At 59.6% G+C, this 15591-nt stretch carries 14 protein-coding genes; 9 read left to right on the top strand and 5 right to left on the bottom strand.

What is annotated here, in order from left to right:
• Nucleotides 1-15: 15 nt before the first annotated feature.
• Nucleotides 16-417 carry a GFA family protein gene (locus CE491_RS29200; RefSeq protein ID WP_110951783.1) on the bottom strand — a complete coding sequence of 134 codons (402 nt, stop codon included), beginning with the start codon at nt 415-417 and terminating at the stop codon, nt 16-18.
• 326 nt (nt 418-743) lie between these two features.
• Here CE491_RS29200 and CE491_RS29190 point away from each other — a divergent pair, with 326 nt between their 5' ends.
• From CE491_RS29190 to CE491_RS29150, 9 genes are all read left to right on the top strand, one after another.
• The gene (locus tag CE491_RS29190; protein ID WP_110951781.1) at nt 744-2051 is read left to right on the top strand and encodes a CitMHS family transporter; all 1308 of its coding nucleotides are present in this window, start codon (nt 744-746) and stop codon (nt 2049-2051) included.
• A gap of 64 nt (nt 2052-2115) precedes the next feature.
• Nucleotides 2116-2883, top strand: coding sequence for a TerC family protein (locus tag CE491_RS29185; protein ID WP_110951780.1), 768 nt, complete (start codon nt 2116-2118; stop codon nt 2881-2883).
• A gap of 387 nt (nt 2884-3270) precedes the next feature.
• Nucleotides 3271-4914, top strand: a complete 1644-nt coding sequence (locus tag CE491_RS29180; RefSeq protein WP_110951779.1) for a Na/Pi cotransporter family protein — start codon at nt 3271-3273, stop codon at nt 4912-4914.
• A gap of 67 nt (nt 4915-4981) precedes the next feature.
• A complete protein-coding gene (locus tag CE491_RS29175; RefSeq protein ID WP_110951778.1) occupies nt 4982-6364 on the top strand; it encodes a M16 family metallopeptidase in 1383 nt (460 codons plus the stop codon).
• 263 nt (nt 6365-6627) lie between these two features.
• Nucleotides 6628-7803, top strand: coding sequence for a DUF5924 family protein (locus CE491_RS29170; protein ID WP_110951777.1), 1176 nt, complete (start codon nt 6628-6630; stop codon nt 7801-7803).
• Between the two features lie 10 nt (nt 7804-7813).
• On the top strand, nt 7814-8983 hold the full coding sequence (locus CE491_RS29165) for an ABC transporter permease (protein ID WP_110951776.1): 1170 nt from the start codon (nt 7814-7816) through the stop codon (nt 8981-8983).
• Nucleotides 8980-9786: an ABC transporter ATP-binding protein gene (locus CE491_RS29160; protein ID WP_110951775.1), complete on the top strand. Its 807-nt coding sequence runs from the start codon at nt 8980-8982 to the stop codon at nt 9784-9786. The genes CE491_RS29165 and CE491_RS29160 overlap by 4 nt, the downstream gene beginning before the upstream one ends.
• Entirely contained in the window at nt 9786-10724 is a 939-nt protein-coding gene (locus CE491_RS29155; RefSeq protein ID WP_110951774.1) for an MlaD family protein, read from the top strand. The genes CE491_RS29160 and CE491_RS29155 overlap by 1 nt, the downstream gene beginning before the upstream one ends.
• Nucleotides 10721-11371, top strand: coding sequence for an ABC-type transport auxiliary lipoprotein family protein (locus CE491_RS29150; protein WP_110951773.1), 651 nt, complete (start codon nt 10721-10723; stop codon nt 11369-11371). Before CE491_RS29155 ends, CE491_RS29150 begins: the two co-directional genes overlap by 4 nt.
• On the opposite strand, the gene CE491_RS29145 is transcribed toward CE491_RS29150, so the two are convergent.
• From CE491_RS29145 to CE491_RS29130, 4 genes are all read right to left on the bottom strand, one after another.
• Complete coding sequence (locus tag CE491_RS29145) at nt 11344-12582, bottom strand: nucleoside recognition domain-containing protein (RefSeq protein WP_110951772.1); 1239 nt, start codon at nt 12580-12582, stop codon at nt 11344-11346. The two genes, CE491_RS29150 and CE491_RS29145, sit on opposite strands and share 28 nt — an antisense overlap.
• Nucleotides 12583-12889: 307 nt before the next feature.
• Nucleotides 12890-14221, bottom strand: a complete 1332-nt coding sequence (gltP, locus tag CE491_RS29140) for a glutamate/aspartate:proton symporter GltP (RefSeq protein WP_110951771.1) — start codon at nt 14219-14221, stop codon at nt 12890-12892.
• Between the two features lie 663 nt (nt 14222-14884).
• Nucleotides 14885-15352, bottom strand: coding sequence for an inhibitor of vertebrate lysozyme family protein (locus CE491_RS29135; RefSeq protein WP_110951770.1), 468 nt, complete (start codon nt 15350-15352; stop codon nt 14885-14887).
• Nucleotides 15353-15357: 5 nt separating this feature from the next.
• Nucleotides 15358-15522: a DUF1328 domain-containing protein gene (locus tag CE491_RS29130; RefSeq protein WP_002555679.1), complete on the bottom strand. Its 165-nt coding sequence runs from the start codon at nt 15520-15522 to the stop codon at nt 15358-15360.
• Nucleotides 15523-15591: the final 69 nt, after the last annotated feature.

The raw sequence follows: 15591 nt of genomic DNA, 5'->3' as shown, positions 1-15591 counted from the left end.
GTGGCGATCTGTTACTCAAACGGTTTCCCCTGGCTCCCCCGGCAAATGCTCATCCAGATGCAGCCACGGCAAGCGGCTGTCGGTCCAGATGTGCCGCTCGGCGCGCGCCAGTTCAGGATGGTCGAGCGTCGCAATGGTGACGTCCATGGTTTCAGGACTGTTGCGGGTGAACAAGGCAATCTGCGCTCCGCAGTTATTGCAGAAGTAGCGCACACACGTGGGGCTCGAGTCGTATGCCGCAGGGCTGCCTGCGGTCCACTTGAAAACCTCCAGCGGCACAGTGATCCAGGTCACGGCGATTGCGCCTGAAGTCCGCCGGCATATTGAGCAATGGCAATGAGCGATGTCGCGCAAGGGTGCGTCGAGCTGGTAGCGCAGGTTGCCGCAATGGCAGCCGCCGGTGTGCATTTCACTCATGATCATTCTCCGGTCCGTGTTTAACGTCTGACTGTTTCCTCGCCTTTTTACTTCATCTTTCCCACATCGATCAGCGGAACATCAACGAAAGCTGGCTGAAAGCTAAGCCCTTTAGCATCTCCCCACCGCCGGCGACAGACCGGCCAAGCCAGGGCGAACGCTCTTCGAGGTTGCCCGGCCCATCTACAACAACAATTCGGTGATTCTGATGCTCGCTTTTGCTCCGCTGCACCCCTCGTTCGCCCCCCGACTCCACGCGCGGCTCGCCTTGAGCTGATTGCTTCGTCCCGTCCGTTCCCACGTCGCGTAACGCCTGGAGTATTTCTATGTTGACCTTCCTCGGCTTCGCCATGGTCGTCGCTTTCATGTACCTGATCATGAGCAAGCGCCTGTCAGCGCTGATCGCCCTGATCATCGTGCCTATCGTGTTTGCCCTGTTCGGCGGTTTCGCTTCAGGCATTGGCCCCATGATGCTCGCCGGCATCACCAAGCTTGCGCCCACCGGCGTAATGCTGATGTTCGCCATTCTCTATTTCGCGCTGATGATCGACTCCGGCCTGTTCGACCCGGCCGTGCGCAAGATCCTCAAGCTGGTCAAGGGCGACCCGGTCAAAGTATCGGTCGGCACCGCCGTGCTGGCCCTGGTGGTCTCGCTGGACGGCGACGGCGCCACCACCTACATGATCTGCGTCGCCGCTATGCTGCCGCTGTACAGCCGCCTGGGCATGAGTCCGCGCATCATGGCAGGCCTGATCATTCTGGCCGGCGGCGTGATGAACATGACACCCTGGGGCGGCCCCACCGCACGCGCTGCCAGTGCGTTGCATGTCGACCCGTCGGACATCTTCGTGCCGATGATTCCGGCGATGCTGGCGGGTGTGATCGCGATTCTGGTGATCGCCTATTGCTACGGCAAACGTGGGCGTGCGCGCCTCGGCGAGCTGCATCTGCCAGGTGACGAGGTCGATCACAGCGAAATCAGTGTCTCGCAGTTCCCCGAAGCCCGTCGTCCCAAGCTGATCTGGTTCAACGCCGCGCTGACCCTGACGCTGATGGTCGCGCTGATCATGGGGCTGCTGCCACTGCCGGTGCTGTTCATGATCGCCTTCAGCATCGCCATGATCGTCAACTATCCGTGCCTGCAAGCGCAGAAAGACCGCGTCGCCGCGCATGCCGGTAGCGTGCTGGCCGTGGTCGGGCTGATCTTTGCGGCGGGTATTTTCACCGGTATCCTTTCCGGCACCGGGATGGTCGACGCCATGTCGAAAAGCCTGCTAGCGGTGATTCCTGACGCATTGGGGCCGTATCTGGCGGTCATCACCGCACTCGTCAGCATGCCGTTCACGTTCTTCATGTCCAACGACGCGTTCTACTATGGCGTCTTGCCGGTGCTGTCGGAAGCTGCCTCGCACTACGGCATCAGCCCGGTGGAAATGGCGCGTGCCTCGATCGTCGGTCAGCCCGTCCACCTGTTGAGCCCGCTGGTTCCGTCGACCTATCTGTTGGTGGCGCTGGCGGGCATCGAATTCGGCGATCACCAGCGCTTCACCCTCAAGTGGGCAGTATTGGTGTGCGTATGCATCATGGTCGCCGCGCTGCTGATGGGGATATTCCCCGCCTACAGCAGTCTATAAGGCACAACTTCCTCGCCGCTGCGCAAGCGGCAGCGAGGATCAGACAAGCTCAAAGGAAAACCTAATGGAATGGCTGACCAACCCCGAGATCTGGGTTGCTTTCTTCACCCTGACTGCCCTTGAAATCGTGCTGGGCATCGACAACATCATCATGATCTCGATCCTGGTCAGCCGCATGCCCAAGGCAATGCAGCCGCGTACTCGGATCTTCGGTCTGGCGCTGGCGATGATCACGCGAATCCTGCTGTTGCTGTCGATTACCTGGGTCATGCGCCTGACCGACGATCTGTTCGTGGTGGTGGGCCAGGGCATTTCCGGGCGCGACCTGATCCTGTTCTTCGGTGGCCTGTTCCTGTTGTGGAAAAGCTCCCAGGAGATCTACCACGGCATGGAAGGCGAAGAGGAAGAAATTGACGAGCCGAAGGGCAAGGGCGGTCTGTTCCTGTACACCATCATCCAGATTGCCATCATCGACATCGTATTCTCACTCGATTCGGTGATCACGGCGGTCGGCATGGTCTCCCACGTGCCGGTGATGGTGGCTGCGATCATCGTGGCGGTGCTGATCATGATGCTGTGCTCGGGCGTGATCAGCGACTTCATCGACAAGCATCCGTCGCTGAAGATGCTGGCGCTGTCGTTCCTGATCGTCGTGGGTACTGTGCTGATCGCCGAATCCTTCGACGTGCATGTGCCTAAAGGCTATGTGTACTTCGCCATGGCGTTCTCGCTGGCGGTGGAAGCGATCAACATCAAGATGCGCACGGCCATGGCCAAGAAGAAGGCAATGAAGGACCCGGTGAAACTTCGCAAGGACGTTCCGGGTCAATAACATCCGATGCGTTGTAGATGAGTGAAGAGAACGGGGCATTTGAGATGCCCCGTTTTTGTTGGCGTACTCTTGTATGAGCGCGCTTGCCCTCGATGGCAGTGTGTCAGGCAACAGATTTCACAGACACGCCGCCATCGAGGGCAAGCGCGCTCCTGCAACGAGTCGTCGTCGGCCTTCAACAGGCTGATTTTGTGACAGATTTGTTTCAAGAAATAGCGGTCTGTGCCATGCTGGCAATAAGGGCTCAAGCCGACTAAAAGCTTTAGCTAAGTGTGCTTGTCGTAACCTGCCCAAGCGCCTTCGCTCGCTACACGCTGCATTTTCAATTTTTGCCCAACAGGCGTTGGTCACTCTGGCCTGCCGGGCAATTAACAGGGGGCTTTCCGTATGCTGACCCTGCTCGATTTGCTTTCTGCCGTCGCGCTGTTGATTTGGGGCACGCACATCGTTCGGACCGGCATTCTGCGTGTCTACGGCTCGCAGCTGCGTCGTGTGCTCAGTCAGAACATGTCCAAACGCCCGCTGGCCTTTGTCGCGGGGATTCTCGTCACTGCTGTGGTGCAGAGCAGCAATGCCACCGCGATGCTGGTGACTTCCTTCGTCGGCCAGAGCCTGATGGGGCTGACCCCTGCTTTGGCGATCATGCTCGGTGCCGACGTCGGTACTGCGGTGATGTCGCGAATCCTGACGTTCGACTTGTCGTGGCTCTCGCCGCTGTTGATTTTCCTCGGCGTGATCTTCTTTCTCTCGCGCAAACAGACCCGTATCGGCCAGCTTGGCCGCGTCGGCATCGGCCTGGGTCTGATCATTCTGGCGTTGCAACTGATCGTCACTGCGGCTGCGCCCATCACTCAGGCGGCTGGGGTCAAGGTACTCTTCGCCTCGCTGACCGGCGACATCCTGCTCGACGCCCTGGTCGGGGCGATGTTTGCGCTGATCTCCTACTCCAGTCTGGCCGCCGTCCTGCTGACTGCGACGCTCGCAGGCGCGGAAATCATCAGTTTGCCGGTCGCGATCGGTCTGGTGATCGGCGCCAACATCGGCAGCGGCCTGCTTGCGTTCCTCAGCACCAGCATGCAGAACGTCGCCGGTCGCCAAGTGGCGCTGGGCAGCTTGCTGTACAAGCTGATCGGCCTGTTGCTGATCATCCCGGTGCTGACGCCGCTCGTGCACTGGATGGAAACGCTGGAGGTCAGCCCGTCGAGTCTGGTGATCAGCTTCCACGTCATCTACAACTCCATGCGCTGCCTGATCATGTTGCCGACAGTCGGGCCAATGGGTCGGCTGTGCGCGTCGCTTCTGCCGCAAGCCGCCGAGGTCAACGGGCAGACCAAACCTCGCCACCTGGATCTCACGGCGCTGGCAACCCCCAGCCTCGCACTGGCCAATGCCGTGCGCGAAACATTGCGCATGGGTGATCTGATCGACAGCATGCTCAATGCGATGCAGGAAGTGCTGCGCGGTAACCAAACCGCCGTGACGCAAGAGGTCCGGCGCCTGAACGACGACGTCGAAGTGCTGTACAACGCCATCAAGCTGTATCTGGCGCAAATGCCACGTGAGGACCTCAGCGATCAGGACAACCGACGCTGGGCTGAGATCATCGAGCTGGCGATCAATCTCGAACTGGCCAGCGGGCTGATCGAGCGTATGCTGCGCAAGGTTCAGCAGCAGAAGACGTCGCAACGCCGTTCGTTTTCCGACGTTGGCCTGGAAGAGCTCTCTGGACTGCACGAGCAATTGATGGCCAATTTGCGGCTGGGGCTGTCGGTGTTCCTCAGCGGCGACCCGGAAAGCGCGCGGCAATTACTGCGCGAGAAACGTCGTTTCCGGGCACAGGAACGGCGTCTGGCACATGCCCATGTCAGCAGGCTGCAACGTAAAATCGTACAGAGTATCGAAACCAGCTCGTTGCATCTTGAGCTGATCGCTGACATGAAACGACTGAATTCATTGTTCTGCAGCAGCGCCTATGCCGTTCTTGAAACAATCGACACCGGAGCCCTGTCCAGCGAAAGCCAGCCAGAATAATCGTGGTGAACGCCAGGGCCGGACGGAAGTCTGTTACACATACCGGCCCGCAAGGAAGCCCGTTTTTATGCGTTGCCTGCTGTTCGCGTTTCTGTTTCTGACATCCCTTCCATCAATGGCCATCGACCGCTTTCAGGTGGAGGGCTACGTATTGCCCAATGGTTTGCAGTTGCTGCTCAAACCGGCCGAAAAGGGCCACGTGTCGATTCGACTGGTGGTCGGCATCGGTTTCGACGACTTCCCCTGTGACGACAAAGAGCTGCCACATCTACTGGAGCATTTGCTGTTCAGCGGCATTGACGATTCCGGCGAGGGTGGGCTGGAGCAACAGATGCAGGCGCTGGGCGGGGAGTGGAACGCGTTCACCAGCAATACTGACACCACTTTCGTGATCGAGGCGCCAGCGCAGAACCAGCGCAAGGTGCTGGACTTGCTGCTCAGCGTGCTGACTCACACCCAAATCACCCAAGCCAGTCTGGATACCGTGAAACGTATCGTCGAGCGTGAAGACGGCGGTCACTATTCTCACTTGCAACGCTGGCTGGACAGGCGCGATCTTGGTCACAGCGCCAGCAATCAACTGGCGGTCGAGCTGGGTCTCAAATGCCCAGAGCGTCCGGATGTCGATCATCTGACGCTGGAGCAGATCGAGCACATCCACGACAACTGGTACGCCTCCAACAACATGACGCTGATCATCGTCGGCGACCTGGACAAGCTGCTGCCAGCCTATCTGGAGCGCACTTTCGGCCAGCTCAACGCTGTGGACCCGACCGAACACCCCCCTCTGGCCACCGTCACGGAAAAGGCCGACCCCGAACGCACGCTGATTCGCGGCGCGCTGGGCGATGGCGCCAGGCTACATCTGCTGTTTCCCGAACCTGACATGGGCAAGCAACACGATGAGACATGGGATCTGGTGAAGGCTTATCTGGACTGGGCGCTGTACAGCGAACTGCGGCTGGACAAGGGCTATTCCTATGGACCTTGGACTGAGCGCGAAGCTTTTGGCGACACGGGGTTTCTCAGCCTGAATGCCGATCTGGATCGCGATCAGGTCGATGCGGCGGTGGCGTCGGTACGTTCGATGCTGGAGCGACTGCGTAAGGAAGGCATGGACCCGGCTACCTTCGCCCGCCTGCAACAAGCCTCTATCGCCAAGCAAGCATGGGCGGCGCAAGGGAACAGCGCGCTGGCCGATTACTATTGGGGCGCGCTGAACGATTATGAAGACGGCCGCTTCGAAGACCCGGCCAGGCGCACACGCGGTGTAAGCCTGGATCTGGCGAACAAGGCCATGCGCCAGCTGCTGGCTCAATCGGGGTATTTGCGTATCGAAGAGCCGTTGCTCAGTTACGACGAGTTGTATGAGATCGGTTTGGCGCTTGCTGCCTTGGTGGCGTTGCTGATCGTGTGGCGCTGGCGGGTGTACAGGAAACGGACGTTGTAACGGCATGCACCGCACCTGTGGAAGTGAGTTTGCTCACGAAGGAGCCGGTACATTCCGTACATCCCTTGTGGCTGGAACCCCGCGTTCGTGAGCAAGCTCACTCCCACGGGTTCGGCACAGGACGCCGTTTGACCTGACGCGTTCATCCGATCGCGGCCCGCAGAAAGCCAGGCTCTTACAGGAAACCGTCTCGTCAGCTAAATCGCCGCTGGATATTGCTATCCTCCCAACGATTTTCCTCCACATTCTAAGTGACTACCGAAATGCCGGACCTCAACGCCCTCATGCAGAACTCCGTCGTACAGCGCGTACTGGAGTTCATCAAGCGCTACCCGGGGCTGATTGCGTTCTTCGGTTTCTGTTCTGGCATCGGCAGCTTCATTCTGGTGGACCGGCAAGCCAAGCTGGCGACCTGGATCGCAGTCATCCTGCTGGTCAGCTGGGTCTGGCTGATGGTGGAAAACAGCGCCGTCGCGCTGATCGCCAAAATTTTCAAACGCGAGATTCCCCGACCGCTGCTGCGTTACGCCACGCAGATGATCCACCAGGAAAGTCTGTTCTTCGTGCTGCCGTTTTTCTTCGTCACCACGACCTGGAACAGCGGCCAGTTAGCATTCACAGGCTTGTTGGCAGCGGCGGGACTGGTGTCTATCACCGATCCGCTGTACTACAAATGGCTCGCGCCGCGCCGTTGGCTGTTCCTGGCGCTGCACACCCTGACCCTGTTCGCCGCCCTGCTCACGGCATTGCCGATCATCCTGCACCTGACCACCGCCGAAAGTTACAAACTGGCGCTGATCACGGCGATGGTGCTGTCGATCCCGAGCATGGCGTCGAGCTTCCCGGTCACCAACTGGAAGCGCGGCGTGGGGTTGGTGATGCTGACACTGGCCATTGGCGGCGCTGGCTGGCTGTTGCGCTCCTGGGTGCCGCCGGCGACGCTGTGGCTGACCGAGGTCGCGGTGAGCGCGCGTTTCGATAATCACAACCGCACCCCCGGCGAAAGCATTCAAGAGATCGGCGTCAATCAGCTGCGCAGCAGCGGGCTGTATGCCTACACCTCGATCAATGCGCCGCGTGGTCTGGACGAGCGGATTTACCACGTCTGGCGACATAACGGCGAAGAAGTCGACCGCATCGCGCTGGACATCCGCGGCGGACGCAAGGAAGGCTATCGGGCGTGGACGCATAAGCAGAATTTTCCACCGGATGTACTCGGCAAATGGCAGGTGAGGGTGGTAACAGAGGATGGCCAGATGATCGGCGTATTGCGCTTCCAGGTGACCGACGCCGAACAGCCCGCGGTGACACACAAGAAGATCACGCCTGCGGGTCTGAAGCCCGGTGCAGACACCTTGGCTCCGGATGATTCCGACGCGGACAAGGGCGATGACAATGCGCCAGCTGGGAACCCGTCCGCCCCAGCCAAAACCAACTAAGCTCGTTGCCATGATCCCATCGACTCACCTTACTACCAGCGCTGCCAAGACACCCGGCAGCGTCTCACTGGATACATCGACCAATCCCACACAGCTGTGGATTGCCGGGGACTGGACGCTCCCCCATTACCATGACCTCAAGCGGCAAACCGATGAGCTGAGCAATGGTTTTGGCGCCGCAACGCAGGTGGACATGAGCCAGCTGGGCGCGCTGGATACGGCCGGTGCGTCGCTTTTGGTCGAACTGCTCGGCGTGCAACGCCTGCGCTTGTTGGCTGTTCAGGCGCCCAATCTCCCGGAATCCAGCCGCGCGCTGATGCAAACGATCCAGAGCGCATTAAGCGATTACTGCCAACCGCTGAAAGACCCGGAAGTCGCGGTCGGCACCCAGTTGCTGGCCCGAATCGGCTCTGCCGTGGAAGTGATCTGGGACGACACCCTGCAATTGCTGGGCTTCATCGGATTGATCCTGCAAACGTTCGTCACCACAATGCTGCGCCCCAAACGCTGGCGCACCACCTCGGTGATCGCGCACATCGAGCAGATCGGCCTGGATGCCGCGCCCATCGTCGCGCTGCTGACCTTCATGGTGGGCGCGGTGGTGGCGTTTCTCGGGGCCACGGTGCTCAAGGCGTTTGGCGCGACAATCTTCACCGTCGACTTGATCGGCTTTTCGTTTTTGCGAGAATTCGCCGTGCTGTTGACCGCGATCCTGCTGGCAGGCCGCACCGCCAGCGCTTTCACTGCACAGATCGGCTCGATGAAGGCCAACGAAGAACTCGACGCCCTGCGTACTTTGGGGCTGAGTCCCACAGAAATGCTGGTTTTGCCTCGCGTGCTGGCCTTGCTCATCTCACTGCCGATGCTGACGTTTCTGGCGATGATCTGTGGCATTGTCGGCGGCGGCATGGTCTGTTCCCTATCACTGGGCATTTCGCCCGCGATGTTCCTTTCCTTGATGCAGGCCGATATAGGCGTGCAGCATTTTCTGGTGGGGATCGTCAAAGCGCCGATCTTCGCCTTTTTCATCGCGGCGATCGGTTGCCTGGAAGGCTTCAAGGTGGAGGGCAGCGCCGAATCGGTGGGTGCTCACACGACGTCGAGCGTGGTGCAGTCTATTTTCGTGGTCATCGTGCTGGACGCCCTGGCCGCGCTGTTTTTCATGGAGATTGGCTGGTGACCCGACGTTGCGTTTCACCCAGCGAAGCCGTCATTCAGGTGCGCGGCCTGTGCAATCGCTTCGGCCCGCAAGTGGTCCACGAAAACCTCGATCTGGATTTGTACCGCGGAGAAATCCTTGCGGTGGTCGGCGGCTCCGGCAGCGGCAAGTCGGTGTTGCTGCGTAGCATCGTCGGTTTGCAGAAGCCTGCTCAAGGCAATGTCCGGGTGTTGGGTCAGGATTTGCTGAATCTGTCGGATAAAGCTCGCTCACAGGTTGAACGACGTTTCGGTGTGTTGTTTCAAAAAGGCGCCTTGTTCTCGTCGTTGACCATCACCGAAAACGTCGCTCTGCCGCTGATCGAACACGCCGGTCTGAGCCGCGAGGAAGCCGAGCATCTGGCCGGAATCAAGATGGCCCTGGCGGGCTTGCCACTGTCGGCAGCGCATAAATACCCGGCGTCGCTCTCCGGCGGGATGATCAAGCGCGCGGCGCTGGCCCGGGCGCTGGCGCTGGACCCGGACATCCTGTTTCTCGACGAACCCACTGCCGGGCTCGATCCGATTGGCGCAGGGGCATTCGATCAGCTGATCCTGACCTTGCGTGATGCGCTGGGTCTGAGCGTATTCATGGTCACCCACGATCTGGACACGCTGTACACCATCACTGACCGGGTCGCGGTCATGGCTCAAAAACACGTATTGGTCGCCGACAGCATCGACAAGGTGGCCGCCTACAAGGACACCTGGATTCACGAATATTTTCATGGCCCGCGTGGCCGCTCGGCCTATGCAGCGGCCACCCACCCACACGAGGTCTCATGATGGAAACCCGCGCCCATCACGTTTTGATCGGCCTGTTCACGGTGATCGTGGTCGCCGCCGCACTGCTGTTCGGCCTGTGGCTGGCCAAGTCCAGCGTCGATACCGCCTTCAAGGACTATCAGGTGGTGTTCAACGAGGCTGTGACCGGCCTCTCCCGTGGCAGCCCCGTGCAATACAGCGGGATCAAGGTCGGCGACGTGGTGAATCTGCGCCTCGACCCGCAAGACCCACGCCGCGTACTCGCGCAAATTCGGGTCGCCGGAGAAACCCCGATCAAGCGCGACACCTTTGCCAAACTCGCACTTGCGGGCATCACCGGTACCTCGATCATTCAGCTCAGCGGCGGCACTCCACAAAGCGAAGCCCTGAAAACCGACGACGGCAGCCTGCCGGTAATCATCGCCTCTCCCTCGCCGATCTCGCGCCTGCTCAACGACAGCAACGACCTGCTGACCGGCATCAACACTTTGCTGCACAACACCAACGAACTCTTGTCGTCGAAGAACGTTCAGGCCCTGAGCAATACCATGGAGCATCTGGAACAGACCACCGCGGTGATTGCCGACCAGCGCGACGACATCCGCCAGACCCTCAAGCAATTGCTGGCGCTGAGCAAGCAGGCCAGCACAACGCTGGATCAGACCTCCACCGCGATGCGCAATGCCAATCTGTTGTTCACGGTCGACGGAAAGCAAGCGATCGCTACCGGCCAGGCGGCCATGCTGTCGCTGCAACAGAGCACCGAGACCATCAACCAGTTGATCAAGGCCAACAAGGGCTCGGTCGACGGCGGTCTACAGGGCTTGGGCGAGCTCGGTCCGGCGATTCGCGAGCTGCGTGAAACCCTGGCTTCGCTCAAGACCATCTCGCGCAGCCTGAGCGCCAACCCCAGCGGCTACCTGCTCGGTAGCGACAAGAACAAGGAGTTCGAGCCATGAGGCTTGCCAGTCACCTTTGCACCCGGCTGTTGCTGACAAGCGCGCTGGTGTCGATGGCCTTGTCGATGACCGCCTGTTCGATTCTGCCCAAGCAAGAGCCATCGGACGTTTATCGCCTGCCTACCACGGCAATCAGCAACAAGGCCGCAATGCCCGCACCCTGGTCGCTGCGCGTGACCCGCCCCAAATCCAGCGAAACCCTCGACAGCCCGCGTATCGCGGTCATCCCGCAGGGCGACGTGATCAGCAGCTATAAAGGCGCGCGCTGGAGTGATCCGGCCCCGGTGTTGCTGCGCAACCGTTTGACCGATGCGTTTTATCGCGATGGCCGAGTGCAGTCGATCAGCACCGATGACAGCAACTTGCAGGCGGATTTCGAGCTGGGTGGGGAGTTGCAGGCGTTCCAGAGTGAATATCGAGGCCAGGCCATTGAGGTGGTGATTCGTCTGGACGCGAGGCTGACCGATGATCGTCAACGCATCATCGCCAGCCACCGTTTCGAAGTGCATCAGCCCGTCGCCGACAAGCAGGTCTCAGCCGTCGTGGCGGGCTTCGGGTACGCAAGCGATACGCTCACCGCCCAAGTGCTGCAATGGACCGTGGAGCAGGGTCAGAGGCATTACACCGCCGAGCCGAAGAACCAATAGCACACCGCGATAGCCGCGATCACTCCGGACAGCTCCGCCAGCAGCGCGCAACCCACCGCGTGACGCGCGCGCTGGATGCCGACCGCGCCGAAGTACACTGCCAGCACGTAAAAAGTGGTTTCAGTGCTGCCCTGCACGGTCGCCGCCACCAGCGCCGGGAAACTGTCCACGCCCTGGGTTTTCATGGTCTCGATCAGCATGGCCCGCGCGGCGCTGCCTGAGAACGGTTTGACCAGCGCCGTGGGCAGCGCGTCGACGAAGCGGGTGTCCAACCCCATCCACTGAACGGCATGGCGGATGCCCTCCAGAATCAGATCCAGCGCACCCGACGCTCGCAACACGCCGACCGCGCAGAGCATTGCCACCAGATACGGCAGCAGATTCCTGGCCACATCGAAACCTTCTTTGGCGCCTTCGACAAAGGTTTCGTACACCTTGACCTTGCGCAGCGCGCCGATCACCAGAAACAGCATGATGATGCCGAACAGCGTCACGTTGCCCAGGATCGACGACAGGCTGGAGAGGGCTGTGGCCGACAGACCGGCAAGGATCGCCATGAAGCCGCCGAGTAACAAGGCGCCGGGAATCAGATAGGCCAGCACCACCGGGTCCCACAGCCGCAGGCGCTGCATGAACGCCACCGACAGCAGGCCGACCAGCGTCGAGACGCTGGTCGCCAGCAGGATCGGCAGGAAGACCATGGTTGGGTCGGCCGCGCCTTGCTGCGCGCGGTACATGAAGATGGTCACCGGCAGCAGGGTCAGCGACGAGGCGTTGAGCACCAGGAAAAGGATCTGCGCATTACTGGCGACGGTTTGGCTGGGGTTGAGTTCCTGCAGCGAGCGCATGGCTTTGAGGCCGATGGGGGTGGCGGCATTGTCCAGGCCCAGCGCGTTGGCGGCGAAGTTGAGGGTGATCAGACCCAGCGCGGGATGGCCACGGGGGACTTCTGGCATCAGGCGATGGAACAAGGGCGCGAGGACTTTGCCGAGCCAGTCGACGATGCCAGCTTTCTCGGCGATGTTGAGAAAGCCCAGCCACAGCGTCAGGGTGCCGAACAGCAGAACCATGACCTCGACTGAAAGCTTGGCCATCGCGAAGATACTTTCGACCATCGCTGCGAAGATGCCGGCGTTACCGCCAATCAGCCACTGCGCCAGCGCTGAAACCGCCGCGACCACAAAAAAACCGAGCCATAGGCCGTTGAGCATCAGTAAACCCCCTCACAAGATGCGGGGGATGATAGCGGCGGGGGCGTAAACAACAAACCCCGCTGTCGCTTACCGGACATGCCCTACCACTCAAACCGCCCTATCTGACTGGAACGGGTTCCTGTGGGGGTGAGCTTGCTCCCGAAGAGGCGGATACATCCCTCTATTCACGGCTGACGTTTAGCCTTCGCGAGCAAGCTCACTCCCAAAGGGGATAGGCGGCGGGTTCATATATTGGCGTCAACGCGGCCCCGAAAACAACAAACCCAGCCAGGGCCGGGGTTTGTGTGCTCACGCTACTCAGCCATCAATCGACAGTCGACTGACCCGCTGGCAAGGATTCCTTGCTACGCCAGTGCGGCAGGGAGTTCCAGTAACGCTCGCCCTTGGCATCGTCGTACATGCCTTCCCAACGCGCGATGACCAGTACCGCCAGGGCGTTGCCTATCACGTTCAGGGCAGTGCGCGCCATGTCCATGATGCGGTCGACACCGGCGATGAATGCCAGACCTTCCAGCGGAATACCTACGCTGCCCAGCGTCGCCAGCAGTACCACGAACGACACCCCCGGAACGCCAGCGATGCCTTTGGAGGTAACCATCAGGGTCAGCACCAGCATGATCTGCTGGCCGATGGACAGGTCGATGCCGTACAGCTGCGCGATGAACAGCGCCGCGATGCTCTGATACAAAGTCGATCCATCGAGGTTGAACGAGTACCCAGTCGGCACCACGAAACTGCTGATGGCCTTTGGTGCGCCGTAGCTTTCCATCTTCTCGATCACGCGCGGCAGCACGGTCTCGGAGCTTGCGGTGGAATAGGCGAGCACCAGCTCGTCCTTGAAGATACGCATCAGCCTGATCACCGAAAACCCGAACAGGCGAGCGATCAGGCCCAGCACCACGAAAGCGAAGAAGGCGATGGCCACGTAGACCAGAATCACTAGTTTGGCCAGCGGCAGCAACGAGGCGAAACCGAAATTGGCCACGGTCACGGCGATCAGTGCGAACACGCCAATCGGCGCGTAATTCATGATCATGTGGGTGACCTTGAACATGGTTTCCGATACGCCCTGAAAGACCTTGACCAGGGGCTCGCGCACCTCAGCGTTGAGGCTGGACAGTCCCAGACCGAAGAACACCGAGAAGAAAATGATCGGCAGCATGTCGCCGCGGGCGACTGCAGCGAAGATGTTCGACGGGATCAGGTTGAGGATGGTCGCGATAAACGCGTGATCATGCTGCACTTCGGCCGTGGTCTTCTGGTACTGCGAAATATCCACAGTGCCCAGCGTACTCATATCGATGCCGGTGCCTGGATGGAACACGTTAGCCAGCAACAGCCCAACGACAATGGCGATGGTGGTGACGACTTCGAAGTACAGAATGGTTTTCAGACCGATGCGGCCCAGTTTTTTTGCGTCGCCCACACCCGCGATACCGACCACCAGAGACGAGATCACGATGGGGATGACTATCATCTTGATCAGGCGAATGAAGATGTCGCCCGCAGGTTGCAGGATATTGCTGATCCACCAGGCCTTCTCGGCGCTGAAGTGATTGAGCGCCGCTCCCAGTGCGATCCCCAAAACCAGACCGATGAGGATCTGCCAGGCCAGGCTGAGTTTTGCCTTCTTCATGTCTTTAACCTTGTTGTAGTTAGCGTGGACATTGCTCACCGACGCGTTCGAAGATGCTCTTGTAGAGCAGGATCGAGACGTGGATGCCCTTGGATCTGTCCAGAAGGTCTCTGCAAATGAGCGTCCGAGCTCTCGGCAGGCGGAAAAAGGGCGCAACTATTCCCATCCAGACCCTCAGCGTCTAATGCCGTAAATGCCTACCTCATGCCGAATCGGCATGAACGAAATCAAAGACTTAAGCGAAATTGCCGCAAAACGTAACTTTCCGCGCGGGCAAATGGGTGCTGATAACTGGCTACAACCTTGCCTGTAGCAACATAAGGGGAGGTTCAGAGGATGCAAGTGACAAAATGGTCACACATGGCCGAGCCGTCACTCGAGAGGGGAGATTTCTCGATATACGGTCGAAAGGGAGATGAGGTGATAAGCGTAGCTCTGCGCGTCGCAAGCCCATGGTCGAATCGCAGCCTGTTGGGCGATCTGACATGGACTTGCTTTGCGGCTTCCTGACCCGGCCCACGAATGGGAGTACTCCCTGTACACCTGGCACGCTGCAACCACTCCATTGATCATAGCGCCCCGGCCCCTTGGTCACGCACAGACCCTCCTCGGGCTGCGCGACGATCAGCAAGACCCAAAATCAGGCCTTCCTTTACATCTGAATCAATACCAGTTTGGATCTTTCTTCAGCTGTTCTTTCAAAAGGCCCTGCATGCCTTCATTGGGCTTGCCGAGGAAACGGTAATCAGCGTGACGGGTCGGAGATTTATCCGCCGGCAATCCCGCTGGTACCTCGACCAACATCGCGTAGGCATGCGCCTTATTCATACTGAACGCCACGATGAGCCGTTTGTTAATGCACGTGTCCTGGGTTTCGCAAAGAGGTCCTACCAGGTATTTGTCACCATCCTCGGTCACCGCATTCATCTGATCGGCCGAACCGGACAGATTGATCACCCAATCGGGTAAGCGTTCTTCTTTCTTGACCACGCTCGACCAGGTCTCTCGATATTCGGGATCGGAACTCAAGAGTTCGTTAACCCGCGATTGCCCGTCGTTTGCTGCGATTGCCATGGCGCTGACGCTGGCCAGGAACGCCAGCGTCATTGCATGGAAGTGCTTGCCAGCCATTATTGTCAGCCCCGACCGCGACGACCGAAGAAGAACGACACGACGAACATCACCAAGAACACGACAAAGAGAATCTTGGCGATACCTGTGGCGGTGCCTGCGATACCACCGAAGCCCAGTACTGCTGCGACGATAGCGATGATCAGAAATGTGATTGCCCAGCTCAACATGGTGATTCTCCTTACTGTTTTTAATTTCTAGCTACAACCAGGCGTCGGGGTCGACCCTCGGCGTAGATC

It is taken from the genome of Pseudomonas bohemica (assembly GCF_002934685.1).
Lineage (GTDB): Bacteria > Pseudomonadota > Gammaproteobacteria > Pseudomonadales > Pseudomonadaceae > Aquipseudomonas > Aquipseudomonas bohemica.
The sequence above is the reverse complement of the archived record's forward strand: the minus strand, read 5'-3'. Positions and strand labels throughout refer to the sequence as shown.